The organism is Kitasatospora sp. CMC57 (assembly GCF_045866025.2).
Lineage (GTDB): Bacteria > Actinomycetota > Actinomycetes > Streptomycetales > Streptomycetaceae > Kitasatospora.
In genome coordinates, this window is sequence record NZ_AP035881.2 from 3437025 (window position 1) to 3463077 (window position 26053).

Annotated in this window: 21 protein-coding genes and 2 pseudogenes; 12 read left to right on the forward strand and 11 right to left on the reverse strand. The window is 67.6% G+C overall.

What is annotated here, in order from left to right:
• The first annotated feature begins 2 nt into the window (after nucleotides 1–2).
• Together ACKUU6_RS15140 and ACKUU6_RS15145 are read left to right on the forward strand one after the other, a co-directional pair.
• Entirely contained in the window at nucleotides 3–1907 is a 1905-nt protein-coding gene (locus tag ACKUU6_RS15140) for a site-specific DNA-methyltransferase (protein ID WP_407989061.1), read from the forward strand.
• A 16-nt stretch (nucleotides 1908–1923) separates the two neighbouring features.
• Entirely contained in the window at nucleotides 1924–4890 is a 2967-nt protein-coding gene (locus ACKUU6_RS15145) for a type III restriction-modification system endonuclease (protein ID WP_407989062.1), read from the forward strand.
• A 59-nt stretch (nucleotides 4891–4949) separates the two neighbouring features.
• On the opposite strand, the pseudogene ACKUU6_RS15150 reads toward ACKUU6_RS15145, so the two are convergent.
• Nucleotides 4950–5091: pseudogene (locus tag ACKUU6_RS15150) on the reverse strand (NUDIX domain-containing protein); the annotation flags it as partial.
• 30 nt (nucleotides 5092–5121) lie between these two features.
• The gene (locus ACKUU6_RS15155) at nucleotides 5122–5595 is read right to left on the reverse strand and encodes an NUDIX domain-containing protein (protein WP_407989063.1); all 474 of its coding nucleotides are present in this window, start codon (nucleotides 5593–5595) and stop codon (nucleotides 5122–5124) included.
• A 185-nt stretch (nucleotides 5596–5780) separates the two neighbouring features.
• On the opposite strand from ACKUU6_RS15155, the gene ACKUU6_RS15160 reads away from it, so the two are divergent.
• Complete coding sequence (locus ACKUU6_RS15160; RefSeq protein ID WP_407989064.1) at nucleotides 5781–6245, forward strand: GNAT family N-acetyltransferase; 465 nt, start codon at nucleotides 5781–5783, stop codon at nucleotides 6243–6245.
• Nucleotides 6246–6327: 82 nt separating this feature from the next.
• On the opposite strand, the gene alaS is transcribed toward ACKUU6_RS15160, so the two are convergent.
• The 3 genes and pseudogenes from alaS to ACKUU6_RS15175 all read right to left on the reverse strand — a co-directional run bounded on the left by alaS (nucleotide 6328) and on the right by ACKUU6_RS15175 (nucleotide 10077).
• On the reverse strand, nucleotides 6328–8346 hold the full coding sequence (gene alaS / locus ACKUU6_RS15165) for an alanine--tRNA ligase (protein WP_407992135.1): 2019 nt from the start codon (nucleotides 8344–8346) through the stop codon (nucleotides 6328–6330).
• 58 nt (nucleotides 8347–8404) lie between these two features.
• Nucleotides 8405–8980 (reverse strand): annotated as a pseudogene (locus tag ACKUU6_RS15170) (alanine--tRNA ligase-related protein); the annotation flags it as partial.
• 455 nt (nucleotides 8981–9435) lie between these two features.
• A complete protein-coding gene (locus ACKUU6_RS15175) occupies nucleotides 9436–10077 on the reverse strand; it encodes an HAD family hydrolase (protein WP_407989065.1) in 642 nt (213 codons plus the stop codon).
• Between the two features lie 108 nt (nucleotides 10078–10185).
• Between ACKUU6_RS15175 and ACKUU6_RS15180 the strand changes: the two genes are divergently transcribed.
• The 5 genes from ACKUU6_RS15180 (at nucleotide 10186) to aspS (ending at nucleotide 16307) form a co-directional block, all read left to right on the forward strand.
• A complete protein-coding gene (locus ACKUU6_RS15180; RefSeq protein WP_407989066.1) occupies nucleotides 10186–11382 on the forward strand; it encodes a helix-turn-helix domain-containing protein in 1197 nt (398 codons plus the stop codon).
• A 173-nt stretch (nucleotides 11383–11555) separates the two neighbouring features.
• Nucleotides 11556–12554, forward strand: coding sequence for a TauD/TfdA family dioxygenase (locus ACKUU6_RS15185; protein WP_407989067.1), 999 nt, complete (start codon nucleotides 11556–11558; stop codon nucleotides 12552–12554).
• A gap of 37 nt (nucleotides 12555–12591) precedes the next feature.
• Nucleotides 12592–13770 carry an amidohydrolase family protein gene (locus ACKUU6_RS15190; RefSeq protein ID WP_407989068.1) on the forward strand — a complete coding sequence of 393 codons (1179 nt, stop codon included), beginning with the start codon at nucleotides 12592–12594 and terminating at the stop codon, nucleotides 13768–13770.
• Nucleotides 13754–14869, forward strand: a complete 1116-nt coding sequence (locus ACKUU6_RS15195; protein ID WP_407989069.1) for a hypothetical protein — start codon at nucleotides 13754–13756, stop codon at nucleotides 14867–14869. The genes ACKUU6_RS15190 and ACKUU6_RS15195 overlap by 17 nt, the downstream gene beginning before the upstream one ends.
• 130 nt (nucleotides 14870–14999) lie before the next feature.
• Nucleotides 15000–16307, forward strand: coding sequence for an aspartate--tRNA(Asn) ligase (gene aspS, locus ACKUU6_RS15200; protein ID WP_407989070.1), 1308 nt, complete (start codon nucleotides 15000–15002; stop codon nucleotides 16305–16307).
• A gap of 51 nt (nucleotides 16308–16358) precedes the next feature.
• Here aspS and ACKUU6_RS15205 read toward each other — a convergent pair whose 3' ends face one another.
• The 5 genes from ACKUU6_RS15205 to ACKUU6_RS15225 form a co-directional block, all read right to left on the reverse strand.
• Nucleotides 16359–18119 (reverse strand): hypothetical protein, encoded by a 1761-nt coding sequence (locus ACKUU6_RS15205; RefSeq protein ID WP_407989071.1) that lies wholly within the window; start codon nucleotides 18117–18119, stop codon nucleotides 16359–16361.
• Between the two features lie 46 nt (nucleotides 18120–18165).
• Nucleotides 18166–18720 (reverse strand): plasmid mobilization protein, encoded by a 555-nt coding sequence (locus tag ACKUU6_RS15210; RefSeq protein ID WP_407989072.1) that lies wholly within the window; start codon nucleotides 18718–18720, stop codon nucleotides 18166–18168.
• A 498-nt stretch (nucleotides 18721–19218) separates the two neighbouring features.
• Nucleotides 19219–20196 carry a DUF2637 domain-containing protein gene (locus ACKUU6_RS15215; protein WP_407989073.1) on the reverse strand — a complete coding sequence of 326 codons (978 nt, stop codon included), beginning with the start codon at nucleotides 20194–20196 and terminating at the stop codon, nucleotides 19219–19221.
• 134 nt (nucleotides 20197–20330) lie between these two features.
• Entirely contained in the window at nucleotides 20331–21032 is a 702-nt protein-coding gene (locus ACKUU6_RS15220) for an ATP-binding protein (RefSeq protein WP_407989074.1), read from the reverse strand.
• Nucleotides 21029–21271, reverse strand: a complete 243-nt coding sequence (locus tag ACKUU6_RS15225; RefSeq protein WP_407989075.1) for a hypothetical protein — start codon at nucleotides 21269–21271, stop codon at nucleotides 21029–21031. Before ACKUU6_RS15225 ends, ACKUU6_RS15220 begins: the two co-directional genes overlap by 4 nt.
• A gap of 479 nt (nucleotides 21272–21750) precedes the next feature.
• Between ACKUU6_RS15225 and ACKUU6_RS15230 the strand changes: the two genes are divergently transcribed.
• The 4 genes from ACKUU6_RS15230 to ACKUU6_RS15245 all read left to right on the forward strand — a co-directional run bounded on the left by ACKUU6_RS15230 (nucleotide 21751) and on the right by ACKUU6_RS15245 (nucleotide 24707).
• Nucleotides 21751–22158 carry a hypothetical protein gene (locus ACKUU6_RS15230; protein ID WP_407989076.1) on the forward strand — a complete coding sequence of 136 codons (408 nt, stop codon included), beginning with the start codon at nucleotides 21751–21753 and terminating at the stop codon, nucleotides 22156–22158.
• Nucleotides 22159–22595: 437 nt separating this feature from the next.
• A complete protein-coding gene (locus ACKUU6_RS15235) occupies nucleotides 22596–23144 on the forward strand; it encodes a helix-turn-helix domain-containing protein (RefSeq protein ID WP_407989077.1) in 549 nt (182 codons plus the stop codon).
• Nucleotides 23145–23307: 163 nt separating this feature from the next.
• On the forward strand, nucleotides 23308–23553 hold the full coding sequence (locus tag ACKUU6_RS15240; protein ID WP_407989079.1) for an excisionase family DNA-binding protein: 246 nt from the start codon (nucleotides 23308–23310) through the stop codon (nucleotides 23551–23553).
• Nucleotides 23553–24707: a tyrosine-type recombinase/integrase gene (locus ACKUU6_RS15245; RefSeq protein WP_407989080.1), complete on the forward strand. Its 1155-nt coding sequence runs from the start codon at nucleotides 23553–23555 to the stop codon at nucleotides 24705–24707. Before ACKUU6_RS15240 ends, ACKUU6_RS15245 begins: the two co-directional genes overlap by 1 nt.
• Before the next feature lie 73 nt (nucleotides 24708–24780).
• Here ACKUU6_RS15245 and ACKUU6_RS15250 read toward each other — a convergent pair whose 3' ends face one another.
• Nucleotides 24781–25944, reverse strand: coding sequence for a DUF3800 domain-containing protein (locus ACKUU6_RS15250; protein WP_407989081.1), 1164 nt, complete (start codon nucleotides 25942–25944; stop codon nucleotides 24781–24783).
• Between the last annotated feature and the right edge of the window lie 109 nt (nucleotides 25945–26053).

Below are 26053 nucleotides of genomic sequence, written 5' to 3' on the forward strand. Positions count from 1 at the left end.
AGATGGCAGACAGCAAAGTGACGATGCAGCAGGTGCAACCAGGAGACCCTGAGACCCAGTCGAAGGACCTGGTGGCCGACAACCTCGGTCAGCTGAAGATGCTCTTTCCTGATGCCTTCACCGAGGGAAAGATCGACTTCGAGGTCCTCAAGCAGTTGTTGGGTGGCAGCATCGACGAGGGCAAGGAGAAATACGGCCTCAGCTGGCACGGTAAGCGCCAGGCGCGCCGAATCGCCCTGACGCCCAGCACGGGCACGCTGCTGCCTCGCCCGGAAGACAGCGTGGACTGGGACACCACGCAGAACCTGATGATCGAGGGCGACAACCTTGAAGTCCTCAAGCTGCTGCAGAAGGGCTTCGCGAACCAGGTCAAGCTGATCTACATCGATCCTCCGTACAACACCGGACAGGACTTTATCTATCCGGATAGTTTTCGAGACGGCGTGCGATCGTACCTCGAGATTACCGGCCAGTTGGACGGCGGCGCTCGGCAGAGCAGCAACACGGAAGCATCCGGCCGCTATCACAGCACATGGCTCGACATGATCTATCCGCGCCTCTGGCTGGCCCGCAACCTGCTGAAGGATGACGGCGTCATTTTCGTCTCGATCGACGACCATGAAGTCCACAATCTTCGCCAGGTTATGGATGAGATCTTTGGCCCTGAAAACTTCATCTGCAATGCGGTGTGGCAAAAGTCCTACACAGCAAACATGACCGCCAAGTTCATTTCTGACACTCACGACCATATCCTCATTTACGCCAAAGACATAGAGCATGCCACGCTTGGTCGCCTGGGACGCTCAGAGGAGCAAAAGGCCAAGTTTAAAAATCCTGATAGCGACCCCAGGGGACCATGGAAGGCGGAGAACCTTTCGGCCGGAAAGTTCTATTCTGCAGGACAATTTGAGATCACCGGACCCACCGGAGAAAAGTTCCTTCCCCCTCCCGGCCGCTACTGGCGATGCGACGAAGCGCGCTACAACGGATGGCTGGCGGATGGCCGAATCACCTTCGGACAGTCCGGCACTGGGCGCCCCATGCTGAAGAAGTTCCTTGCCGAAATGGACGATGAGCTCACCCCAAGCAGCTGGTGGAAGCACGAAGATTTTGGAAGCAATAAGGAAGCCAGTCTGGAGCTCAAGGACCTCTTTGACGGTGAAGCTGTCTTTCAGACTCCGAAACCGGTGCGCCTACTGAGCACCATCTGCTCTCTCGGCGCTCCAGACGGTGGAATCGTTCTGGACTTCTTCGCCGGCAGCGGCACGACAGCTCATGCCGTAATCGAAACCAACCGCAACGACGGAGCCAGCCGGCGATTCATCCTCGTACAACTTCCCGAACCGCTCATTCGCGGCGCACGCGAGCAAAAGGACGCACTCGATTTCTGCGAGAGGTCCAACATCCCGGCAAATCTTGCCGAGCTCACCAAGGAACGGATCCGTCGGGCGGCCAAGGTTTCGGGCCGCGCGGGGTTCCGAGTGTTCCGCCTGGACACCTCGAACATCAACCGCTGGGACACCACCCGCCAAGACCCCGAGCAGCAGACCCTCGAAGTCGTCGACAACATCATCGATGGCCGTACCAATCAGGACCTCCTCTTCGAGCTCCTCCTCAACCTCGGCCTGGACCTGTCCCTGCCCATCGACACTCGCACCTTTGATGGCATCGACGTGTTCAGCACCGGTTACGGCCTCCTGTTCACCTGTCTCCCTCCGGCCGACGCGATCACCAAAGACAACGTTGAGGCCGTCGCGCACGGAATCGTCGACTGGCGCAAGGAACTCGACCCGACTGGCGAGGTGTCCGTTTACTTCAAGGACACGGCGTTCCGAGACGATGTGGCCAAGGCCAACATGACCGCGATCCTCGCGCAGCACAGCTTCCCCATCGTGAAGAGCCTGTAAGGGGAGGTCGTACGACATGAAGACGCCCAAGCTGCATTTCAGTGCCGAGCTTCCGCACCAGCAGAAGGCCATCGAGGCTGTCTGCGATGTCTTTCACGGGCAGGAGACTGGGCACGGCCTGTTCACAGTTAGTGACCCGGCAGCTGACCTGTTCACGCCGGCGGCCGGGGTCGGAAATCGGCTCACGCTCTTCCCCGACCAAGTCGGCGAGAACCTGCGTGCTGTCCAGCTCCGCAACGGCCTGGCGCCGTCGCGGAACCCCGACCTTGACGACCTCAACGTCACCATCGAGATGGAGACCGGTACGGGTAAGACGTACGTCTACCTTCGCACGATCTATGAACTCAACAGACGTTACGGGTTCACAAAGTTCGTCATCGTCGTCCCTTCCATCGCGATCAAGGAAGGCGTCCACAAGTCCCTCCAGATCATGGAGGAGCACTTCAAAGCCCTCTACGACGGCACACCGCTCCATTACTTCACGTATGACTCGTCGCAGCTCGGCCAGGTGCGCAACTTCGCGTACAGCTCCGGCATCGAGGTGATGATCGTCACCGCAGCGGCCATCAACAAGCAGGCGACCGCCCGCATCTACCAGGACAGCGAGCAGACTGGCGGCGAGGCCCCGATCGATCTGATCAGGCAGACCAGACCGATCCTCATCGTCGACGAACCGCAGAGCGTGGACGGCGGCCCTCAAGGCCGGGGTAAGCAGGCACTGGGAGCAATGCATCCACTGTTCACCCTGCGCTACTCCGCCACTCACGTCGACAAGTACGACATGGTGTACAAGCTGGATGCCGTCGACGCGTACCAAGAGGGATTGGTCAAGCAGATCGAGGTTGCTGGCGGTTCTGTTGAGAATGCGCACAGCCGCCCCTACGTCCGCCTGGAAGCGATCAGCAAGAAGAGGAACGACTTCTCCGCCAGGGTCGAGGTCGACGAGGCTGCTCCCGGCGGTGGTATCCGCCGGGTGGTAAAGACGGTCCAGCATGGTGACCTCCTGGAGCAAGTCACCCGGCGCGGCATCTACGGAAGCCTTCAAGTCGGCGAGATCAGCAAGGCCAAGGGCTCGGAGTTCCTGCAGCTGTTTGGCGGCGGCGTCGATAAGTACCTTCAAATCGGCGAAGCGTACGGCGACATTCCCCAGCTAGAGAAGGCTCGCCATCTCATCCGCAAGACGGTCCGCGAGCACCTGGACAAGGAGTTGAAACTTCGCCCTAAGGGCATCAAGGTACTCAGCCTGTTCTTCATTGAACGGGTCGACCGCTACCGCACGTACGGATCGAACGGAGAGCCGGTCAAGGGTGACTATGCCCGGATCTTCGAGAAGGAGTACCGGGAACTTAAGAATCACCCGAAGTACGCCACCCTGCTTAGCGAGGTTGATCTCGACTCGGAGGCCCAGGACGTCCACAACGGCTATTTCGCCCAGGACAAGAAGGGAACCTGGAAGGACGTATCGGAGGGCGCGGGACAGGACGGGGCGGATGCTGAGCGTGCGTACGACCTGATCATGAAAGAGAAGGAGAAGCTCCTCAGCCTGGAGACCCCTCTGAAGTTCATCTTCTCGCACTCCGCCCTCCGCGAGGGCTGGGACAACCCCAACGTCTTCCAGATCTGCAGCTTGCGTGAGATGGGGACCGAGAGGCAGCGGCGGCAGACCATCGGCCGCGGCCTGCGGCTCGCCGTCAACCAGGATGGTGAGCGCGTTCAAGGCTTCGACGTGAACACCCTCACCGTCGTTGCGACGGAGAGCTACGAGCAGTTCGCTACGGAGCTCCAGACGGAGATCGAATCCGACAGCAAGATCACATTTGGCCGAGTTGAATCTCATCAATTCGCCAATCTGCCCTCAGCTGACGGCAGTGGGGAGCCTATCGGCTTTGAAGCATCTCAGCGCCTCTACAAGCACCTTCGGGTCGAAGGCTATCTGGATGCCAATGGCCAGATTGATGGCGAGAGACTGACCCAGGCCATCGAAGGTGAAGCCTTCGAGCTACCCGCCGAGTTCGAGCCGCTTGCCGCGCGGATCGCAGCGGTGCTGGAGAAGCGCGCCAAGGGCATGAAGATCAACGATCGGGACCAGAGGCACACGGTCAAGGTCCGCAAGCAGGTCTTCGAGAGTGACGAGTTCCGGGAACTCTGGGAGCGCATCAAACACCAGACCACGTACCGCGTCGACTTCGATGTCGATAAGCTCATCAAGGACTGCGTGAGTGGCCTTCGCGAGGCCCGACAGGTTCCACCGGCGCGGATGCGCTTCAGCAAGGCGAAGGTCGTGATAGGGGAGGGCGGCCTCGAAACGACCGATGAGTCCACGTCGTCCCCTGAGACCGTAGACCAGGGTGAGATCCCATTGCCCGACATCCTGAGCGAACTCGCCGACCGGACGCAGCTGACTCGTCGCAGCATTCAGCGCATCCTCGTCGACAGCGGTCGGCTCGACAGCTTCCACAAGAACCCTCAGGAGTTCATCGACGTCGCCGCCGAGGTCATCACGACTCGCAAGCGTGAAGCCCTCGTCAACGGCGTTAAGTACGTGAAACTCGGCGACAGCGCGTTCTACGCTCAGGAACTCTTCGCGGAGGAGGAACTGCACGGCTATTTCGGTAAGAACCTCATCGACGCCAAGCGCAGCGTGTACGAGGAAGTCCGATACGACTCCGAGACGGAGAGGAAGTTCGTCGAGGACTTGGAGAAGGCCGACGACGTCAAGGTCTACGCCAAGCTCCCCAGCTGGTTCAAGATCTCGACGCCGCTCGGTTCGTATAACCCCGACTGGGCTATCGTCCGCGAGACGCCCGATGGTCAGCAGCATCTCTACCTGGTGATAGAGACCAAGAGCACTCTGCAGGAGGGCCTGCTCCGGCCGGAGGAAGCAGGCAAGATCCGCTGCGGTCACGAACACTTCAAGGCACTCAAGACGGGTGTGATCTTCGCTCAGAGCGACAGCTGGCATAGCGTTCCGTCTTCGACCTGACCGACCGGTGCGGGGAGGAGGATGCCCGACTCCTCCCCGCACCGGTCGGTCTCTTACGGGCATACGCGCACCGCGCACTGGGTGGCGGTCTCGCCGATGTCCTTCTGGGCCACCGCTGGGCAGGGCCCACTGGCCGGTGTCGCGGCGACGCTGGAGCAGGATGGCGCCGCTGTCGTCGACTATGGGCAGGTTGCTGGCGCGGACAGAAGCGCGGCGGGTCGGCCGCGGCGGTCAGGGGTGAGTTGTCCCGTGCTCCAGGTAGACGGTTGCCGAGCGAGATCGGGCATCGATAGCGGCGTGGACTCGCCGGGCCAGGCGAGGGATGAGGAGCGTGTCGATCTGGTCGGCGGCGTGGAAGGCGTACTCGCCGATCTCCACCCCATCCGGGTTGATCTGAGCTCGCTCGTCCACCGGGAGGATGCCCCCGTCGAAGACGAAGAGCAGCTTGTCGCCCTCGGTCGGGTGGGGTGCCCAGTCCGCGACGAGGAGGCGGCTGATGGGCGGGGTGATGCCGAGCTCCTCCTTGACCTCCCTGGCCGCGCCTTCGCCGGGGGTCTCGCCGGGGTGGAGGTAGCCTCCCGGGATCTCCCATCCCGGCTTGTACGTGGGCTTCACCAGGAGCACACAGTCAGCTTCGTCGAAGAACAGCACGCCGGCGGCGGTGCGCGGCTGGGCAACGCCCTCAGGCGCGTCAAAGTCGCTCATGGCAACGACTGTAGTGGTCCACGCTGGGTTACCACCTAGGTTCTGCCCGAAGCATCGATCACCAGCAGGCCGTAGGTCAGCGTTCGGCCAACACTGTTGCTGTGACTCTTCGATCAACTGATCCGGCGGCCCGAGACTGTCCCTTGGGCCTCGGCACGGTGCGGCGCTTCGCCGAGGGAGACTCGGTGGAGCAGCTGATCCGCTTGCTGCATCGCGCATACGCCGATCACGCCGCCGCCGGGCGGGTGTTCTTCGCCTCGTACCAGTCCGCGCAGGACACGGCCTACCGCCTGGGCAAGGGCGAGTGCTGGGTGGCGTTCCAGGGGAAGGCGATGGTGGCAACGGTGACGGTGGTGGCTCCTTTCGCGGCCCCGGAGGGGGACCCGGCTCCGGCGGGCGCGGGGTCGTTCTGGCAGCTGGCGGTGGAACCGTCGCAGCGGGGCACCGGGCTGGGGCAGCGGCTGCTGACGCTCGCAGAGGAACGGATTGCCGCGTTGGGTTCCGGACAGGTAGTGATCGACACGTCGTCCCAGGCGAGCGAGCTAGTCGGCTGGTACCGCCGGCGTGGCTACGTGCCGACGGGCACGTGGCGGTGGGATGTCACCAACTACGACAGCGTCGTCCTGGTGAAAGACTTGTCGGCGCGCTGATCGTGGTGGCGGGAGGCATGCTGCGGGCGGCGGTCTCCTCGCGGGACCGCCGCCCACAGCATGCTCATGCACGTGGGGGCGTCTACTGGTTGAGGGCGCGGGTCGCTTCCTGGACAGCGATGCTGAGGGCTTCGTCGAGGGCTTCGACGCGGCGGCCTCCGGCGTTGGCGACTGGTCCCTTGCCGCCTGTTCCGCCGCCTACGGCGCGGGCAGCAGCGGCGAGGATCTGGCTGGCCTCGACTCCGTCGCTGAGGAGACTGGGCGTGATGGCGGCGACTAGCAGGGCCTTGCCGTCGTGTTCGGTCCCGAGGACGACCACGGCGCGGTCGTTGCGGAGGCGGTCGGCTGTGCCAGCGGCGAGGACGCGGAGGTCATCCGCCCCCAGCCCCGCGACCCGCTGCGAGACGATCCGCCCCCCGGGCACCTGGCGGGATCCCGAGGCGAACTGCCCTGCCTGGGTGCGTATTTCGGCCTCGCGCAGGCGGACGAGTTCCCGCTGCGTGGTGGCCAGGGCGTCGAGGCGCTTGTGCAGGGCCTCGGGGGCATCCTTCGGGCGTGTGCCGAGGAGTGTGGAGACCTCTTCGAGCAGTCGGCGCTCGTTGTCGTGGTGCCGGAGGCTGCCGTGGCCGGTGAAGGCTTCGATGCGGCGCAGGTTGGAGCCGACCGAGGACTCGCTGAGCAGGCGGAAGGCGACGACCTGGGAGCCGTGGCCAACGTGGGTTCCGCCGCACCGCTCGCGGGAGAAGTCGCCGATGTCGACGATGCGCACGGTGTCACCGTACTTCTCGCCGAACAGGGCGATGGCGCCGGCAGCCTCGGCTTCGACGCGGTCGGCGTACCAGGCCCGGACGGCTGGGTCGTCGAGGACGTGGCCGTTGACGGCGGCTTCGATCTCGGCGAGCTGCTCGGGGGTGACGGCGGAGAAGTGGGCGAAGTCGAAGCGGAGCCGGTCGGGTTCGACGAGGGAACCCTGCTGGCGGGCGTGGTCGCCAAGGGTGGCGCGGACGACGGCGTGCAGGATGTGGGTGGCCGAGTGGGAGCGCATGAGGCCCTTGCGTCGGTCGGCGTCGACGGTGGCTTCGCCGCTCGCTCCGGTGCGGATCGCGCCTTCGATCACGCGGGCGCTGTGGACGCGGAAGCCTTCCAGGCCGTATCGGGTGTCGGTGATCCGAAGCAAGGTGCCGTCGGTGGTGCACAGGGTGCCGGTGTCGCCGATCTGGCCGCCGGCCTCAGCGTAGAACGGGGAGCGGTCGAGGACGAGTTCGACGTCGGCGCCTTCGGGGGCGCTGGTGGTCACGGCGCCATCGAAGATCAGGCCCAGGACGGTGGCCTCTGCCGCGAGATGGTCGTAGCCGAGGAAGTCGGTGCGGGGCAGGTGGGTGGACAGCTCGCGGTAGGTGTCCTGCTTGCGCAGGGTTTCGGTCGTCTTGGCCTTGCCGTCGGCCGTGGCGCGCTTCTTCTGCTCGTCCAGCAGGGTGGCGAAGCGGTTTTCGTCGACGGTTAGCCCGGCGTCGTGGGCTGCCTCGACGGTCAGTTCCAGGGGGAACCCGAAGGTGTCGGCCAGTTCGAAGGCGGTCTCGCCGGGCAGCGCGGTGGAGCGGCTCTCGCGGGTTCGGGTGATCGCGGCGTCCAGCAGCCGGGTGCCCTGCGCGAGGGTACGGGTGAACGACTCCTCCTCGGCGGTGACGACCTGCTCGATGAGGGCGGCTTGGTCGGTGAGTTCGGTCCAGACGTCGCTGAGGTTGGTGATCACGCTGCTGGTGGTCGGCGCGAGGACGTCCTGGTCGATGCCGAGCAGGCGGGCGTGGCGGATCGCGCGGCGCATGAGGCGCCGCAGGATGTAGCCGCGTCCGTCCTTGGCGGGCAGGACGCCGTCGGCGATGAGGAAGGCGACGGAGCGGGCGTGCTCGGTGACGACCTGGAAGGAGACCTTCTCCTCTCCGGTGCCCGGGTATTCGCGGCCTGCGAGTTCCTGAACGGTCTTCAGGGTCGGCAGGAGCAGGTCGGTGGTGCAGACGTTTTCGACGCCCTGGAGGATCGCGGCGAGGCGGTCGAGGCCGAGGCCAGTGTCGATGCTCTGCTGGGCGAGGTCGCCGAGGATCGGGAAGGCCCTTCTTGTCGCCCTCGCCGCGCTGGGACTGCATGAAGACGAGGTTCCAGATCTCCATGAAGCGCTCGCCGTCGACGGCGGGGCCGCCTTCGGGGCCGAAGGCTGGGCCTCGGTCGTAGTGGAGCTCGGAGGAGGGTCCGCAGGGACCGGGCACCTGCATGGACCAGAAGTTGTCTTCCATGCCCAGGCGTTGGATGCGCTCGGCTGGGACGCCGATCTTGCGCCAGAGCTGCTCGGCCTCATCGTCGTCCTCGTAGGCCGTGACCCAGAGCCGGTCCTTCTCCAAGTTGTAGCCCTGGGTGAGGAGTTCCCAGGCGTAGGCGATGGCGTCGGCCTTGAAGTAGTCGCCGAAGGAGAAGTTGCCGAGCATCTCGAAAAAGGTGGCGTGCCGGTTGGTGCGGCCGACGTTGTCGATGTCGGAGGTGCGGGCGCACTTCTGGATGCTGGTGGCGCGGGTGAACTCCGGGGTGACCTCGCCCAGGAAGTAGGGCTTGAACTGATTCATGCCGGCGTTGGCCAGCAGCAGGGTCGGGTCGGAGGGGATGAGTGGACTGGACGGCACCTGGCGGTGGCCGCGGGAGGTGAAGTAGTCCAGGAAGGTGGAGCGGATCTGCGTCGAGCGCATGGCGGTATGGCCTCACGGAGAGTCGTGGAGAGGTGGGGGGGTGATCACACGCCGAGCCGGGCCGAGAACAGGGACTGAGGGGTTCTCAGTTCTCCAGCTCGACGCAGATAGCTCGCGCCCCCACGGTGTAGACCATGACTCCAGATCCGTCGCTCACAGATGGTGCAGCCAGCACTGACAGAACGATGTGCTGTGGCCGCACAGCCAAGATAGCGGGTCCGGCCTCAAGCTCGCTGGAGTTCTTCGCGGAGGAACGCTCGCCCACGACCCTTCGCGCCCACGAGCTGTGCAGGAGGCCCTGCCCTCATGCCTGGACAGCCGGGAGATCGCCCGAGCGGGACGACACTGGGGAATGAACGTTCGGCCGGCAGGCGAACTTCTCGGTCCGACAACGGCTTTGCAGATATCTCGCGATAGCGGCTGAAGAACACTCTCACCTGGTAGAAGCCGGTCGGCTACCGCACCAGCTCTACGATCTCAGTCAGGGAATCGACCTGCCAGTCGCAACTACGCTTCAGGTCCGGGTCCTCGGCCCAGAGATACCCCCAGGGCCCGCGACGGATGTGGAGCGCGCGCAGGCCGTTGGCCTTGGCGGGGACGATGTCGTTGTCGCGGTGGTCGCCGACGTAGACGATCTCGTCTGGCTCGCCTGGCGCCCAGTCGACGACTCGGCTGAAGAACGCGGGGTCAGGCTTGGCGACGCCCCACTGGCCGGAGGTGGCGATGCCGTCGACAGGGAGATCGAGGGCTGCGAGGAGCTCGGCGGCCCGGCTGGTCTGGTTTCCTGCGATGCCGACCCAGAGGCCGGCGTTCCGAAGAGCGGTGAGGGCCGGGCGGACGTCAGGGTAGAGGTCCGCCTCGGAGATGCACTCGCCCTGCCCGGCTTCCTCCCGGGCCTGGCGTTCCGCGACGAGGTCGAAGCCGGGGCGGATCAGGCGAAGAGCCTCCGCGTTGTCCTGCCCCATGGCAGTGACCGAGCCGACGAGGGTGGCGAGAGTGTGCCTTGGGACGCCGAGCCAGTCCGCCCAGGAGCCCCAGAACGTGCTGTCGTCCATGAGCGTCTCGCCGACATCGAAGACAACCGAACGAATCGTCATATACCGCTCCGGGTGAGGCGTGGATCACGCAAACCCTTACGGGCGCGCGCAGTTCGTAGGCGAGAATACGGGGGATCGTGAGGCATCGGGAGGCCGGGAGGCGACGTGATGGCATCCCCTGAACACCTTGGACAGCGGTTACGGGAGTTACGGAGCCTGCACGAGCTGACGCAGCAGGAGCTGGCCGACCTCGCTGGAGTGTCCAAGTCGCTGGTCAGCAAAGTCGAAGGTGGCCAGCGGCCAGGAAGTCTCAACCTGGCCATGGCGGTTGGGCGTGCGCTTCAGATCGAGCTGCCCGTGCTGCTGGGCAGTGAAGAGGAGGCGCCTTCGGCGGCCGGGTGGGCAGGAGCTGTCCTGCCCGAGCTGCGGCGCCTGGTCGCGGTGTACGACTGCCCACCCGAGCTGGACCGGCCGTTACGCCCCCTGCCGGAGCTGGCACAGGAGGTGGCGCGAGCAGGGCAGTTGCGTCTGCAGGCGCAGTACCGCGCGTTGGGCGAGATGCTGGTGCCGCTGTTGGAAGAGCTGGGTGTCGCGGCGCAGTCCCTGGTCGGCCGCGATCGGGAGTTGGCGTACTGGCTGCTCTCGTCGGCCTACCGGTGTGCGGACGCCATCGTGCACAAACTGGGTCACCAGGACCTGTCCACGGTCCTGATCGACCGGGTTCGCTGGGCCGCCGAGCACTCCGGTGACGAGTTGATGATCGCGACCGCCGCCTACGTACGCGCCGAGTCCTTCTTCGTTGCCGGCCCGGTCACCTCCGGGCTGCGCATTCTCGACCGCGCAGGGGAGAACATCGCCCGGCTCGCCTCCACCGATCCGCAAGCCGCCAGCGTGTACGGGGCGCTCCACGCCCGCGCGGCCGTCCTCGCCGCCTTCGGAGGACAGGCCGACGACGCCTGGTCCCACCTGGAGATCGCCACGCTGATGGCGGACATGGTGGGTGCCGATGTCGCCTACTTCCACACCAGCTTCGGGCCCGCCAGCGTGAAGGTGCACGAGGTCGCCATCGCAGTGGAATTGGGCGACGCGGACGAGGCCGTACGTCGCGCCCACGGCTGGCAGCCGCCCGCGAGTCTGACCGCCGAGCGTGCGAGCCACCACTTCATCGACCTGGCGCGCGCCCAGACCTGGCAGGGCGACTACAAGGGTGCGCTGGCATCGCTCCTGGAAGCCCGGCGCCGAGCCCCGCAGCACACACGCAGCCATCCCGGGGCCCGGGAGGCGGCAACGGCGATCATCCACCGGTCCCGCCGCCCGTCGGACGCCGCCCGGGGGCTGGCGACATGGCTGGGCATCGCTGTCTGACGGCGAGCCAGACACCTTCCAGAGCTTTACCTTTCGCGCTCGCGAGTGGCACTGGTGTGCAACTCGCGCGCAGTGCGGGACGCGAAGCTGGAGGCACCCCGCAGGGCTGACACTGAATCGGCCCACCAGCGCGGGGCTCCCCAACCGACGCCTGGAAGGGCAGAGCCATGCCCATGCGCACTTCGATCACCACGCTCCAGTTGTCCCCGCACACCGCTGCCCAACTCGTAATGGCAGCAAGGCAGATCACCGCAGACCCGTACAGGGAGGGTGATGTTTTCGCCGAGCAGGCCCGCACTGCCGCCGGGCTCCTCGACCACGGCCTCGCCTCCGTGCTGGACCGCTTCGCCAACCGCCAGGGCGCGTCAGCGCTGCTGCTCACCGGCTTGCCGATGCCGAGCCGCCTGCCGCGCACTCCGGCGGCGGGCTTCCATCGGCTCCCCGATCCGCAGCCGACCGGGACCGAGCCCGTACTCGCGGCAGTGGGAGCGAGGCTCGGCGAGATCTTCGCCTACCGCGAGTGGGACGGCGCGCACCTGGTGCAGAGCCGCTACCCCGTCGCCTCCCACCACAACGTGCAGACCGCCTCCGGGGCGACCGACCTGGTCCTGCACACCGAGGCGTGCTTCACCGCCTACCCGCCCGACTACCTCGCCCTGCTCGGTCTGCGCCCCGACCCGACCGGCCAGGCCCGCACCCTGGTCGCCGACATCCCCCAAGCCCTGACGCTCCTCACACCGACCGGCAGAAGGACCCTGCGGGAGCCGCTGTTCGTGTTCCCGACCGACCGAGGCCCTCACGTCCACGAAGGCCGCCACACCACGGCGCCGGTGGCGATCCTGCACGACGGCGGGCGAGGCCCCGTGCTGGAGTACTCGACCCTGCTCACCGCAATCAGCGCCGACGGCGCCTCCGCCCTGGCGGCGCTGGAGGAAGCCCTGAACCGGTGCGCCGTCTCGGTCACCCTCAATGCCGGAGACCTGCTGCTGGTGGACAACCGTCACGCCGTCCACGGCCGCACCGCGTTCCGCCCGGCCTACGACGGCGCCGACCGCTGGATACAGCGCGTCCTGATGCTACGTCAGTTGCCCGCCGGCGGGCGGGTCGTGCCGGACACCCGGCTCGCGCACTACCCCACCGACTACCTCAAGGCCCTTGCCCTACCTGCCTGATCGACACCGGACCACCGATGCGTAAGGACTGATCGCCATGTGGAACGGACAGACCGTGGTCGACACCGACGGCCACGTCATGGAACCGCTGTGGGACTGGGAGCAGTACCTCGACCCCGCCTACCGCGCTGAGCGGCTGCGCGTCGTCCGAGACGTCTCGGACGGCGACAAGCTGCTCGTCGAGGGCCGCCCCTCCGAGCTCATCCGCCGCCTGGGCGGTGTGCCCGCCTCCGACGACGGAGAGATTCGCGACTGGAACACTCTGCCCGACCAGGGACGGTACGCGTCCTACCGCGAGTCGTGCACTCACGCCTCCTGGGACGGCCCGGCACGGCTCGCCTGGCTCGACGTCACCGGCATCGACGCCACCCTGCTCTTTCCCTCACTCGGCCTGATCTGGCCCCGGGAGACCGACCCGACGGGGCCCTGGGCCCTCGCGCACTTCGATGCCTACAACCGCTGGATCGCCGACATGGCCAGCGCCGACCCGGCCCGGCTGCTGCCGGTTGCACAGGTACCGCTCACCGACGACGCGCCTCAGCGGCTTCGCCGCCTCGCGGAGACCGGATTCGCCCACGCGATGATCCCCGGCGGCTTCGGGGTGGACCTCTCGGCCGGCGAGGCGGTCTTCGCGGCCGCGCAGGAGTACGACGTCACGCTCCACCTCCACAAGATCGCCATCCCGCACTTCCTGCCGGTCAGCACGAGCTCCACCAGCCTGCGCGCTCCGCACATGAGCACCCTCTACAACCACGTCAACGAGACGCTCCCCGGACAGCTCCACCTCGCCGCACTCATGGGCGCCGGAGTCCTGGACCGGCACCCGCGCCTGCGTTTCGCCTTCCACGAGTGCAACGCTGGCTGGCTGCCGGCCTGGCTGGACCGTGCAGAGGAGTCCTGGCAGACGCTGCGCGACAACAACGTCCCCAACCTGCCCGCTCTCCCGCCCCGGGACTACCTGACCGAGCGCGACACCCTGTTCTTCTCCGTGGGCCTGGGCGAAGACCTGACCCGTGTCCCCGACTGGCTGGCCCCCTGCCTGATGCTGGCCACCGACTATCCCCACCCCGGAACTCCGAAAGACCCCGCCGCCGCCTGGGCCGAAGTACTACCCACCCTGCCCAGCGCGCTGGCCGACGGACTGCTCGGCACCAACGCGGCCCGCATGTCCGCACCCGCGACCCGGAAGGAGAGCCGCAGTGTCCTCACGCACTGACCGCGCAGCCCGGTTCAACCTCAACCTCACCGGCCTGGACAAGGTCCGCATCGAGGAGGTCTTCCGTCTCGGCGTGCTGCGCGACGGTATCCAACTCACCACCACCGACATCAGGTTCCCGATCCTCGGCCAGGTTGTCCCCCGCATCGAGATCCAGATCAGTGGCCCGGACTTCCTCAAGAAGGTGACCGTCCGGGCGAACCAGGAATCACCGTTCATCTTCGACGGCGACCAGCTCACCGCCGTCATCAACAAGCAGCCGTACGCCGTCGCCTGCGCGCAGTTCGTCGACGGAGACCGAGCACCGACCGGGATGTACAACTTCGGCCTCCTGCGGGAGAACGGCGTGCGGTCCTTCGTCTTCGACTACCACACCTACTGCGCCTACTCCTGCGACTTCTGCTTCAAGGAGTCCGAGTGGGAGGTTCTCGCAGTCCAGGGCAGCGCCTCGGGCAACTACCGTGCGAACTTCGACACTTGCCTCACGTACGTGGAGGACAACGCCGAGGACTTCCGCACCAAGTACGACATCGTCTGGCTGTGCACCGGCAGCATCACCAACGAAGCACTCGAACTGGATCGCCATCGCCGCATCGCCACCGCCCTGCGGCGGGTCGGCTACGCCGAGGGCATCTACGTCTCGCAGGTCATCCCGACCGGACTACGCAACGAGCCCACCCGACGCCGCGCCTACCTCGAAGCGCTGCGCGAGGCCGGAGTCAGCCGCTTCAACAGCGGCGTCGAGATCGTGGGTGAGGAGTACCGCAAGCGCTACATCCACGGCTACAAGAGCACCCTGACCTTCCAGGACTACACAGACGTCTTCGCCGACGCGGTACAGGTCTTCGGCCACCACGAGGTCGGCAGCTGCCTCCTCGCGGGCATCGAACCCGCCGAGGACACCCTGCGTGGCCTGGAGACCATCGCGGACCTCGGTGTCGTCCCCTCTCCCACCGTGCTCACCCCGTTCGTGGTCAAGCAGCACGACATCACCTTCCAGTACGACCTCGACGGTCTGATCGACGTCCACGTCGCCTTCAACCGGATCATCGAGCGCCACCAACTGCCGGTCTTCTCCGGCGTCTTCAGCCTGGCTTGATCACGTACGGAGTAATCCGAACGTCCCGGGGGGACCTGTTCCGCTATGGTGAACGGGTCCCCCCGGGCGGCCGTCTACCGCTCGTCGCTATGGCGTGACCAACGCGCCCGCAACCAGGGAGTTGCCAGTAATGACGCGTACCCTCGTCGCAGACCTCCGCTCACACCTCGACGAGACGGTCACCGTCTACGGGTGGGTGAACACGCTCCGACTGCAACGGCGCATCCAGTTCGTACTGGTCCGCGATCACACCGGCCTCGTCCAGGTGACCCACCTGCGTGGCGGTGAGGGCGACCTCATCGAGGAAGCCTTCGAGCACGTGACCATCGAGTCCGCCGTGAAGATCACCGGCAAGGTCGTCGACAACCCGCAGGTCAAGCTCGCCGGACTGGAGATCGTTCCGGAACGGGTGGAGATCGTCTCAGCCGCCGAACCCAAGCTGCCGATCGACGAGAACACCGGACTCGACCAGCGCCTGGACTGGCGCTTCCTCGACATCCGACGCCCCTCCCAGCACCTGCTCTTCGACGTCCAGACCACCGTCGAGCAGGCCATGCGCGAGGTCACCGCCGAGGAGGGCTTCACCGAGCTCCACACACCCAAGCTCATGGGCACCGCCTCCGAGTCCGGATCCGAGGTCTTCAAGGTCGGCTACTTCGACCGCACCGCCTATCTCGCCCAATCCCCGCAGTTCTACAAGCAGATGGCCATCGCCGGCGGCATCGACAAGGTCTTCGAGATCGGCCCGGTATTCCGAGCCGAACCCTCCTTCACCTCCCGGCACGCCACCGAATTCACCGGCGTCGACGCCGAGATCGCCTGGATCGACGGCGTCGAGGACGTCATGGCCTTCGAGGAACGGCTTCTCCAGCGCGTCCTCGCCTCCGTGGCGGAACGCCACGGCGACGCCATCGCAGAGCACCTCGGGACGCAGGTCGTTGTCCCCACCCTGCCCTTCCCCCAGATCACCATGGCCGACGCACTGGCCAAGCTGCGTGCCACCGGCTGGGACCCGGACGGCAGCAAGGACGACCTCGACCCGGAAGGCGAACGCACGCTGTGTGCGCTCATCGCCGAGGAGACAGGGCACGAGTTCGTCTTCGTCACCCGCTTCCCCGCCTCGGTCCGACCCTTCTATCACCTGCGGCCCGACGACGACCCGACCGTCACCGAGTCCTTCGACCTGCTCTGGAAGGGCGTCGAGATCACCACCGGCGCCCAGCGCGAGCACCGGTACGACCGCCTCGTCGCCCAGGCCCATGAGAAGGGCATGGACACCGCCCCGCTCGCCAGCTACCTCGACTGCTTCCGCTTCGGCACCCCGCCGCACGGCGGTCTCGGCCTCGGCCTTGGCCGCCTGCTCATGCTCGCCCTCGGGCTCCCGACGATCCGCGAAGCGACCTTCCTCTTCCGGGGCCCGCACCGTCTGGAGCCATAGGGCCACAGCCGTGACCCAGCGCAGGGGAATTTAGCATCGGCGGGTGACGGGCTATCGGCGTCGGGGTCGTGGGGCTGGCGGTGCCAGCGGCTGAGGCTGGGCGGCGGGGTTCACCGGCGTCGCGACTGTGCGGCCGGTGACGGTCGTCCTGGTCCGCGCCGCGCCGGTCCGTGTGCTCGGCTTCGCCGCTGCCGGTGTTGTCGGGAGACCAGCATCGCGTCGAATGCGCCAGGTGAGGACGGCGGTCGCGGAGTCGGCGCTGGCGAGTTCGCGTCGACCGGCGGCCTGGGCGAGCAGGACCGCCGGGTCGTGGCCTGCGGCTTCGGCCTCGGCGAGGGTGGCGGCGAGCGCGGTCCAGCCGTTCTCATTCAGCACCCTGGTGGCCTGGTCGGCGGGCAGGGCCTGGCGGATGGCTGCGGCCTGCCGGTCCTGGGCGGGCTGGGGCAGGTGCCCGCCGTGGAGGTCGAGGACGGCCATCGGTTTGGCCGCGTGCCGCGCGTACGCAGCGCGCAGGTGATCGGAGGCGGCGTTGGCGGCCTGGGCCTGGTACTCGTGGCCCCGGGCGGCGTGCCACTTCGCGATGACGATGGCGAGCAGGACGAGGCTGGAGAGGATGGTGGCGGCTGCGGCGCCGTCCTCAGCTCGGCCAATGGCGGGCCCCGCGTTGAGGACGGCGCGGGCGGCCGAGCACATGGCCCGCAGGTCCGTCTTGGCGGCTCGGGTGTGGGTGAGGCCGGCGCGGTCGAGGTCGCGGGCGGCCTGGGTGATCTCCTTCCTGCTGAGCACGGGGCTCGTGGTGGCGAGGGCGTCAAGGATCTCGATGCTGCCGCTGATGGTCGCGGCGGTCCGGCCGTCGCTCTGGTCGTCGGCCAGGGTGACCAGGGCGTGGTCGATGCTGGTGCTGGCTTGGTACCGGCCGGAGGCGGGCCAGGTGTACTCGTTGAGGTCGGGATAGACGGGTTCGGCCGCGCCGGCGGCGAGGCGGGCGCGGATCTTGGGGAGGGACAGGTCGGGGTCGAGCTTGCTGCCGGAGAACCAGACGGGCTCGTTCTTGGCGTTGCGGTCGCCGGGGAGTGCGAACTTGTAGCCGATGGCGTCGCCGGAGGGCGCGCGTCGGGTGCTGGTCCTGATGCCGTGCTCGGCGAGGCGGCGCAGGAACTCCTCTTCGGTGGCGGCTCCAGCGAGGGACTGGCGGACAGCGGTGCGCAGGGTCTCGCGCGGGGTCTGGGGGAGTTTGCGGCGTTCGGCCTTGCGCAGTTCGGCGCGGGTGGGGCGCTTGGGCGCGCTGTGGCGGTCCTTGGTGCGGGTGTGGGCGAGGCTGAACAGGCCCAGTTCGTTCTCGATGAGGGTGAGTTCGTTCTCGACACGGCCCCAGTCGCCTCGGATGCGAGGCTGGGTGAGGTTGCCGCGCACAAGGGTGGCGAGGATGTGGATGTGGTCGTCGGCATGGCGCACAGCGATCCACCGGCAGCCGTCAGGGTCACCCTCGGGGGCGACTCCGGCGGCTGCGACGATCCGCTGGGCGATGTGGTCCCACTCCTCGTCAGCGAGGAGTCGATCGGTCGAGGCGGTGCGCACCGAGCAGTGCCACACGTGTTCCTTGGGTGCCCGCTCGCCGGCCTGGACGACGCGCAGGTCCAGCGCGTCGCGGAGCTGGGTGAAGGTGACACCCGGCTCGCGGCCGGGGTCGGGAGCGAAGCCGTCCCAGGAGCCGACGATGTGCGGGTTGTCGTGCTCGTTGTGCTCGCCGGGTCCGAAGAGGTATTTGAGCAGGCCCTTGGTGCTGCTGCCGCCGCCGATGCTGGCGATCACCGGTTCCGGCCCTTCGCGAGGCGCATCGCCGCCTCGTCCAGGTGCGTCAGGACCGTGCGGGCGTCAGCGAGCAGGGCCCGGCCCTGGGTGAAGGCGTCCAGGACCCGGCCAGGCGGAAGGGCGACGTCGGAGTGGTAGTCGCGGTGAGCTGGTTGACGTTGTTGCCGAGCATGGCGACCTGGGTTCGCAGGGCGGCGACCTCGTCGATCGCCGCGTCCAGGCGCTCGTCACGGGTGGCGATGTCGGCGTGGTCGTCGGCGAGGGCCTTGCGGACGACGTAGACGGCGGTGGCCAGCTCTGCAGCCTTGGCGCGCCGCTTGATCTCGACTTTGTCCTCGCTGTGGCAGCGGAAGGTGAGTTGGTCGTCGAGAGGGTTCGCGTCGTTGCGCTTGCGGCGCTTGGGGGTGCGGTGTGCGGTGGCTCGCGCGGGACGTCGCGCGGTGGCGTGTTCGCGCACGGGCGAGATGTCGGGGTGGCGATCGGCGGACGGCACGTCGGCGAGGGCGGTGGTGCTGACAGGGCGGGGCTGTGCATCGGCGGGCGGGTTCGCGGACGGCTCGGTGCTGGGCTTCTCCTCGTGCGGCGCCCCCTGGTGCCGCACGTCCGGTGATGCCGAGTGCGCCCCCGCGCTCGGCATCACCGGCTCGCCCTCGCCCTCCTGGGCGAGGGCGTCCGCGTCCGACCCTCGATAAGAGGGTCGGACGCCCTTGCTTGCTCCGTCTGGGGCAGAGTGGTGGTCACCTCCGTTGCGGTGTAGGGGAATTACAGAGCTCTCGGGCTGGTCGTTCATGGGCTGGCGGACGGTGGTCACGGGTGTGCTCCACAGGAGTGGGCGGTCGGTGCGGGGCATGGCGGTCTTGGTGGGCAGTTTCCGGATGGGTGCCGGTTTGGTCGCGCCGGACTTCGCGGGTATGAGCGGCCATCAGACAGAGCTTTCCGGGCGTGGCCTGCCGCGCAGGAGGGGGCAGTCCGAGGTGAAGGTGAGTTCCGCAGAGTGTGGGGACCTGGCTGCGATGGGCCTTCTGCCTATGCCGCTGTGAGTCGGCAGAAGTCGTGGCCAGCTGACCGAGACGGGTCGGTCAGCTGGCCACGACCGCGGTCAGTTGGCCTCGGCCTGTGGACGGCCCTCGTCGCCGCCCCCCTCTCGGCGGAGCCTCTTCATCAGCTCCGTTAGGCGGGTACTGCCGAGTGGAAGGCCAGCTTCTCGGACGGCCTGCTCGACGACGGCGCGGGTGAGTCGACGGTGGGCGGCGACCGCCGCGCGGCTGACCTCCAGCAGCTGCTCCATCGACGCACCCGGCGGACGGCCGATCGGCTTGCCCTCGGCGGTGCTGTCGCTGCCGCCGACCTGGCACTCGTCAGCGGCTTCTGCCGGGTCGCCGACTGGGGTGTTCGCAGTACCGGACGGCTGGTCATCGCCTTCCGCCGCCTGGTGACCGGGCAGCGCGTCGCTCCACTCGGAGGGCAGCAGGCCGGCGGCGGACAGCAACGCCAGCAGTGCGGTCTCGTCGTTTCGGTCCCCTATCCGCTGCGGCGGGACTTCCTCGTCGTGGTCGGCGGCGACGGGGTCGGCAGAAGCTCCACTGTGCGGATCGTCGCTCTGCTCACCCTGGCGGATCGCGGTGTTCGCGCCGTGGCGGGCGATGAGGATGTACAGGTGGACGGCGCCGCCGAGGGCGAGCGGGGCGAGGATCGACAGGAAGCCGACGACGGTGTCGCTGAGCCGGAGCCTACTGTCGGTGCTGGTCAGGTCGTTGAGGCGGACGGCGTGCACGGCGTTCGCCCACACGCTGGCGGCGGTCGCTCCGGTGAAGAGTGCCCAGGCGTAGGCGCGGGCGGGCCTGGGGGCTTCGCGCAGGACGAGCAGGGCGCGCACGCCGTAGGCGATGAACCCGTCGATGATCAGCGGGAACACGTAGGTGAGCGGGCCGCGCACGTGGATCGCGGCGGCCATCTGCCGCAGGGCGTCGTAGGACAGGGCGAAGCCGAGCGCGCCGAGCAGTACGACCGTGAGACGGTCCCAGAGGGAGACCCGGGCGGCAGGTATGTGAGCAGGGGGCAGTGCGGTGTTGGTCACGTGAGGTGCTCCAGGTGGCCTCGTCGCTGCGAGGGCAGGGCCGAGCGGCGAGGCGGTGGTGGGGTGGACGTGTGAGGTGGGATGCCGGGCGGGGCGGCGTCAGGTGCACGGCGGCAGAGCGGAGCCGGTGCGGCTCAAGCGGTGCGTCGTCGGCGGTCGGGGCCCGTGAGGATGACGCGCTCGCACATCTCCGCCAGCCGGGACGCGGTGCGGTCACCGAGGGCGGCGCGGATGTCGCCGAGCGGCAGGTTGGTGGTGAAGATCGTCGGAAGCATGTACTCGTAGCGGTGGTTGACCAGCCGCAGCGTGAGCGCCTCGGTCCACTCAGTCGCCTTCGCGGCACCGAGGTCGTCGACGATCAGCAGCGGGCAGGCCATCAGCGCGCGCATCTCCTGCTCGCCGTCAACGCCCTGACGTGGCCTCTGCGCGGCGTACAGCTCCTCGGCGGTCGTCTTGATCCACCGCAGGCGCACGCCGCCCGCGAGCAGGCTGCGGATCGCTCCGTACGCCTGGTGCGTCTTGCCCGACCCGGTCGAGCCGGTGATCAGCAGCGACGGGCCCTGGGCGATGCCCGGAGCGCCGCCAGGTCCTCGGCGGCTCGCCAGGGTGACCTGCTGGACCCAGGTGGTGACCTCGGGGTGGTCGGCGACGGCGAGCCGGTAGCGCGGCGGGATGCGCCGGTCGGCCAGCTCCAGCACGGTGGACGGCTGGTCTGCCTCGCGTTCCGCCGCGGTGGTCGGGACGGCCTGGATGCGGGCGAAGCGTTCGCGCCAACCTCCGCCGATGAGCTTGGGATCGCGGTCGGCGGTACGGGCCGCCGTCGGGGTGGAGGTCACAGCTCGCCCCCGTAGTAGGCCAGGGCGTCCCCGGGGTTGGTGAAGGGCTGGTGCTGTGCACGGGCGGCGCTCTGCCGGGCCGCTGCGGGCTGGGCGTTGATGGCTTCGTGGACCATGTCCGGGAGCAGGCTGGGGCTCAGCGGCCTGGCCTGGTACCGCGCCAGGCCGGCCCGGATCTCGTCTTCGGTGAAGTTCTCGGCCAGCAGGCTGGAGATGACCTTGGCGAGGTGGCCGCGCACCTTGGCGGGCGGGCTCTTGCGGCAGCCCGCACGTACTCGGCGACCAACTCGTGGGCGATCATGCCGTGCTCGGTTGCCTGCGCCGCGACGAGGTGCGGCTCGTCCCGGTGAGGGATGCGCGAGGGAGCCGGGGTGGGCGCGGCGGAGCCGCCCCCTTTAGGGGTAGATCCAGGATCCAAGATCCTAGATCCAGGCACGAGCCCCTCTGGAGCCCTCCGGAGCAGTTCCGGAGACGTGCCCTGACCTGCTGTTTCACCGGCATCCGCCGCCTGGTTGCCCGACTCGGGCCTGCCGAGGGTCTGTGGAGCGGCCTCGGGAAGCGTGGTGTCGCCGACCGGTGCCGAAAACGGGCCGGAGAGGGACTCCGGAGCCTTCCCGAGGTCCTCCGGAGCCGGGTGGGCACACCGCTCCCCCTTGCATTTGCCGCACCGCCGCCCATGCTCGTGCACCGGGCACGAGGGCAGTCGGGAGGCGCTCGGGTGAGAGATCTTCTGGTGCTCGTGCCACTTGGCGACGTGCAGGTACTGGCGGCCGTCGCAGCCGGTGTACCGGCAGAGCAGCCCGACGGACGCGAGCTGCTGGAGGTCGTCCGCGCAGTGGACCGGGGTGTGCTCGGGCCGCAGCGCCCACAGGACGCCGTTGATGATCGCGGCGTGGTCGATGTGGCGGCCCTCGTCGTCGACCTGGGTGAGCAGGCAGACGAAGGTCCGCTCAGCGGTCAGCGACACCTCGGCGAGGCTAAGCGACTGGGTGATCTCGGGCTTGATGGTGCGGATGCGCGCCACGGCTACCGCCCCGCCTTCGGGGGCAGGCCGCCGCAGGCGGGTGTGGTCTGCGCCGCCGGGGTCGTACTCTTGGGCATGGCTTCCTCCCCGAGGCACCTGTGACTGTGACGGTCCGGTGCCTCGGTTGATCGCTGTGGTAGGTGGTCGGTTCAGGGAGTTCCTTCGGCCCTCGGTGCGCCAACACCGGGGGCCGCTCCCGTTTTCGGGCGGTCGCGCGTTCCTCTCCGCGCCGCCCCGTTCATCCCCTCCTGCGTCTCCGGTCGACCGGCTCTCCGCCGATCTCGCCGCCTCGGCGGACTCGACGTCCGCACCGGTAGCAACATTCCATCTTGGAGCGCCCCGTCGGCGAGGCGGCATGGGCGCCGCCCTCCGCCGAGTCGCGTACCCAAGGACTACCAGCAAAGTCCGGCCGCACCAAACAGCATGTCAAGGACCATAAAGCGGTGGACAAACCGACAGTCACGCGGACGGCGCAGCACGATTCGCACGGCTCTCCCGGACTACTTGGTGCGGCCGGAGATCCATGCTTATATCCCGTCATGGCAACACGACCCGTCGAGATCGGCCCGACCGGACTGCAGACCGCGAAGAACATCGAGCGGCTGCGGACCGAGCTCGGCATGAGCCAGCGCCGACTCGCCGAGATCCTCACCGACCTGGGCCGCCCCACGCCCACGACCGCGCTCAGCAAGATCGAGCGTGGCGAACGGCGCGTGGACGTGGACGACCTCGCCGCCATCGCCATCGCGCTCGGGGTCTCCCCCACCACGCTCCTCCTGCCGCCCGTCGCCGACGCGAGCCGGACCAACGTCACCGGCGCCGGCCCGGTCACCACCGAGGCGGCCTGGGACTGGGCTGACGGCATCAGCCCCCTTCTGCCCTTCCCCGTCGACGTGCCCGACCGGGCCGGCGAGGACGGCCCGCTCACGCACGCCCTGCGCGCGCGGCCGGAGGGCAGACGCACCCGGCACCTGCCACTCCCCCCGGCTGCCGAACAGGCAGCCGAGGCTGGCCCGTTCAGCCAGTTCACCCGGGCTGAAATCGTCCAGCTCCTCGACAACCTGAAGGCCGCGATCACCCGCGACTGACCCAGGATCCCCAGCCCGGCCACCTCCCGGGCCCGTATCACCCCCGCTCGTTCCGGTGTTGGCGCACCGGAATCGCAGCGTCGATCCAAAACCGACCACCTACCACAGCGATCAACCGCGGCGACGGCACGTCACAGCCACGCGCGCCGCGAGGAGAGAACCCATGCCCGAGAACAGCAACCGCCGCTCGACCAACGCCTCCGAGCAGTACCTGACCGTCGGCCAGGTCGCCGAACGCCTGGGCACCACCGAACGATTCCCCCGACGGCTCATCGCCGAGCGGCGCATCGCCTTCATCAAGATCGGCAGCCACGTCCGCATCTCCGAGAGCGTGCTCGCCGCCTACATCGAGGCCAACACCGTCGCCCCGGTCCGCTCCGGCCGCCGCCGCTTCGGGCGGGCCGCCTGATGGCGAACAACTCCGGCCGACGGCGCCGCTGGGGCTCCGTCCGCAAACTGCCCTCGGGCCGCTTCCAGGCCCGCTACCCCGGCCCCGACGGCCTCCTGCGCAACGCCGACGAGACCTTCGCAACCAAGGGCGACGCCGAAGCCTGGCTAGTCGAGACCGAGACCGACATACGCCGCGAAGAGTGGCGCGACCCCAACGCCGGAGCCGTCAACTTCCTCCTCTACGCCACCGCCTGGATCGACGAACGCGACCTCGCACCCCTCACCGACGAGCTCTACCGCCGCCTCCTCCGCCTGCACCTGGAACCGACGTTCGGCGAGTCCGAGCTGAAGGAGATCACCGCTCCCCAGGTCCGGGCCTGGCGCGCCGCGCTGGTCAAGGAGGGCAAGAAGACCACCGCCGCCAAGGCCTACCGCCTCCTGAAGGCGGTGCTGGAGACCGCCGTCGACGACGAACTCATCCGCCGAAACCCCTGCCGCATCAGGGGCGGTGGCAAGGAGGAAGCCGAGGAGCGTCCCGTTGCGACCGTCGAGCAGGTCCTCCAGCTCGCCGACCTCATGGGCCCGCGCTGGCAACTCATAGTGTTCATGGGCTCCTTCATGGCCCTCCGCCCCGAAGAGCTGGCCGAAGTCCGCCGATCCGACGTCGACCTGGTCAAGCAGGTCGTGTGGATCCGCCGCGCGGCCCCCGAACTGACCACCGGCAAGCGCGTCTTGGGCGACCCGAAGTCCAAGGCCGGCAAGCGGCCGGTCGGCATCCCACCCGAGATCGTCCCGGACTTCGAGCTGCACCGGCGCTGGTACGCCGCGAAGGAGGACGACGGTCTGCTGTTCATCGGCGAGCGCGGCGCCCCGTTCCGCCGCTCGACCTTCGGCCGCAAGTGGCGCAAGGCCCGCGCGAAGCTCGGCATGGACGGCTTCCGCTTCTACGACCTTCGCCACACCGGCAACGTCCTCGCCGCCGGCACCGGCGCCAGCCTCAAGGACCTCATGGCCCACATGGGCCACTCCTCCGTCCGCGCCGCGCTGATCTACCAGCACGCCACCGCCGAACAACAGACCAAGATCTCCAACGGCATCAGCGCTGCCGTCGTCGACATCCGCGCCCACCGTCGGCTGCCGTCTGTCCTTGATGGGGAGGCTCGCAAGGCGTAAGAGCGCCAATGGCAAAGCTATCCGACCAGGTGCGTGCTGGCCGGATAGCTCTGTCAGATGCCGCCTCCCGCTGCTACGGCAACGGTTCGTCGTAAGGAACAAGGCTGGTCTTCAAGATGAGTGGGCTCACCTCGGACACCAAATCGTCTCCCGCCGGTGAGGACTCACCGGCGTAGCGCCGAGCAACAGCTAGCCCGGCTCCCGATACCAGATCAGCCAACTGCAGAGACGGGTGATCGATAGACCTACCGCGCCGTAGTTCCCCGCGCAGGGTATCGGCGTTGAGCCCTTGGAGGGTGGTCATCGCCTTGATACCTGCGTCAACGTAGTCCAGGTTGCTGTCGGTAAACAGCTTCTGGTCATCAGCCAGGACATGGAGACGGCCAAAGCGCTCGGTCGCCTCGGTCACCAGAGCCACAAGTGAAGGAATCAGCGGCTCCATATCGTCTTCGTGAAGGACGATGTCAGGAAGAGCCGAGCTGGACACGACCTGGCCCCGATCCGCGACAAACGCCTCCGCGTGTTCCCGAGTGCTGGCAAGCAGCTTCAGCAAGTCGGCGAGCGGACGTAGGCGTGGGTTCTTCTTCCGCCTGGCATACGTGGCTGCGGTGCGCAGAACAGAGTAGAGCTCATCGGCGGTTACCCGGTCACCGTTGCGGTTCTTCTTGGAGAAGAACATCGACGCGGTGGCCAGGAAGACATCGAAGTACTCGGAACCAACGCCACGAGGCCCGTCATTAGCGATGACACGTGCCATCTCCCGCGCGACACCATTGCCGACAATATCGACGCCCACGGCGTGAAACTGCTCTTCGATGAGGAGATCGACCAGCTTGGCCGAGATCATGTAATGCTTATCGACCAGGTAGACGATCGACCGGCCGGCCAGAGGGCCGGACGGGCCAAGCAGGGCGGCAAGTAGCTCGCGGCGGCCGCTGTCGCCGGCCCCGCCGAAGTTACGCTGAAACTTCAACTCCGGGGCAGTCGCCTGAATCCTGGCCTGGGCCCTCAGCTCGCCAATGATCTCGGCTGCCTCAGCATCATCGATGGCTACGGCGCCCAGGACGAAGTACCTACCACGCCCATGAAGCTGATCACCATCCTGACCAGATTCATCAATCGCGAGCCACCGGCCCGAATCGGCTTCATCACGCGTAGGGTCCGGCTGATTGCGACGGCTGAACTTCTCACCGGTCAGGCCAGTGCCTGCATTAGCGGCGCGGGAGGTCTCAGACATGCCGACCATCGTCGACTGCCGCAACCGAGACAGCAAGCCTGCAGGCCAGAAGCGGAGACCATGCGCTGTACCGGGGGAACCCAGCGAACGTTCGAACCTGACAGCTGCT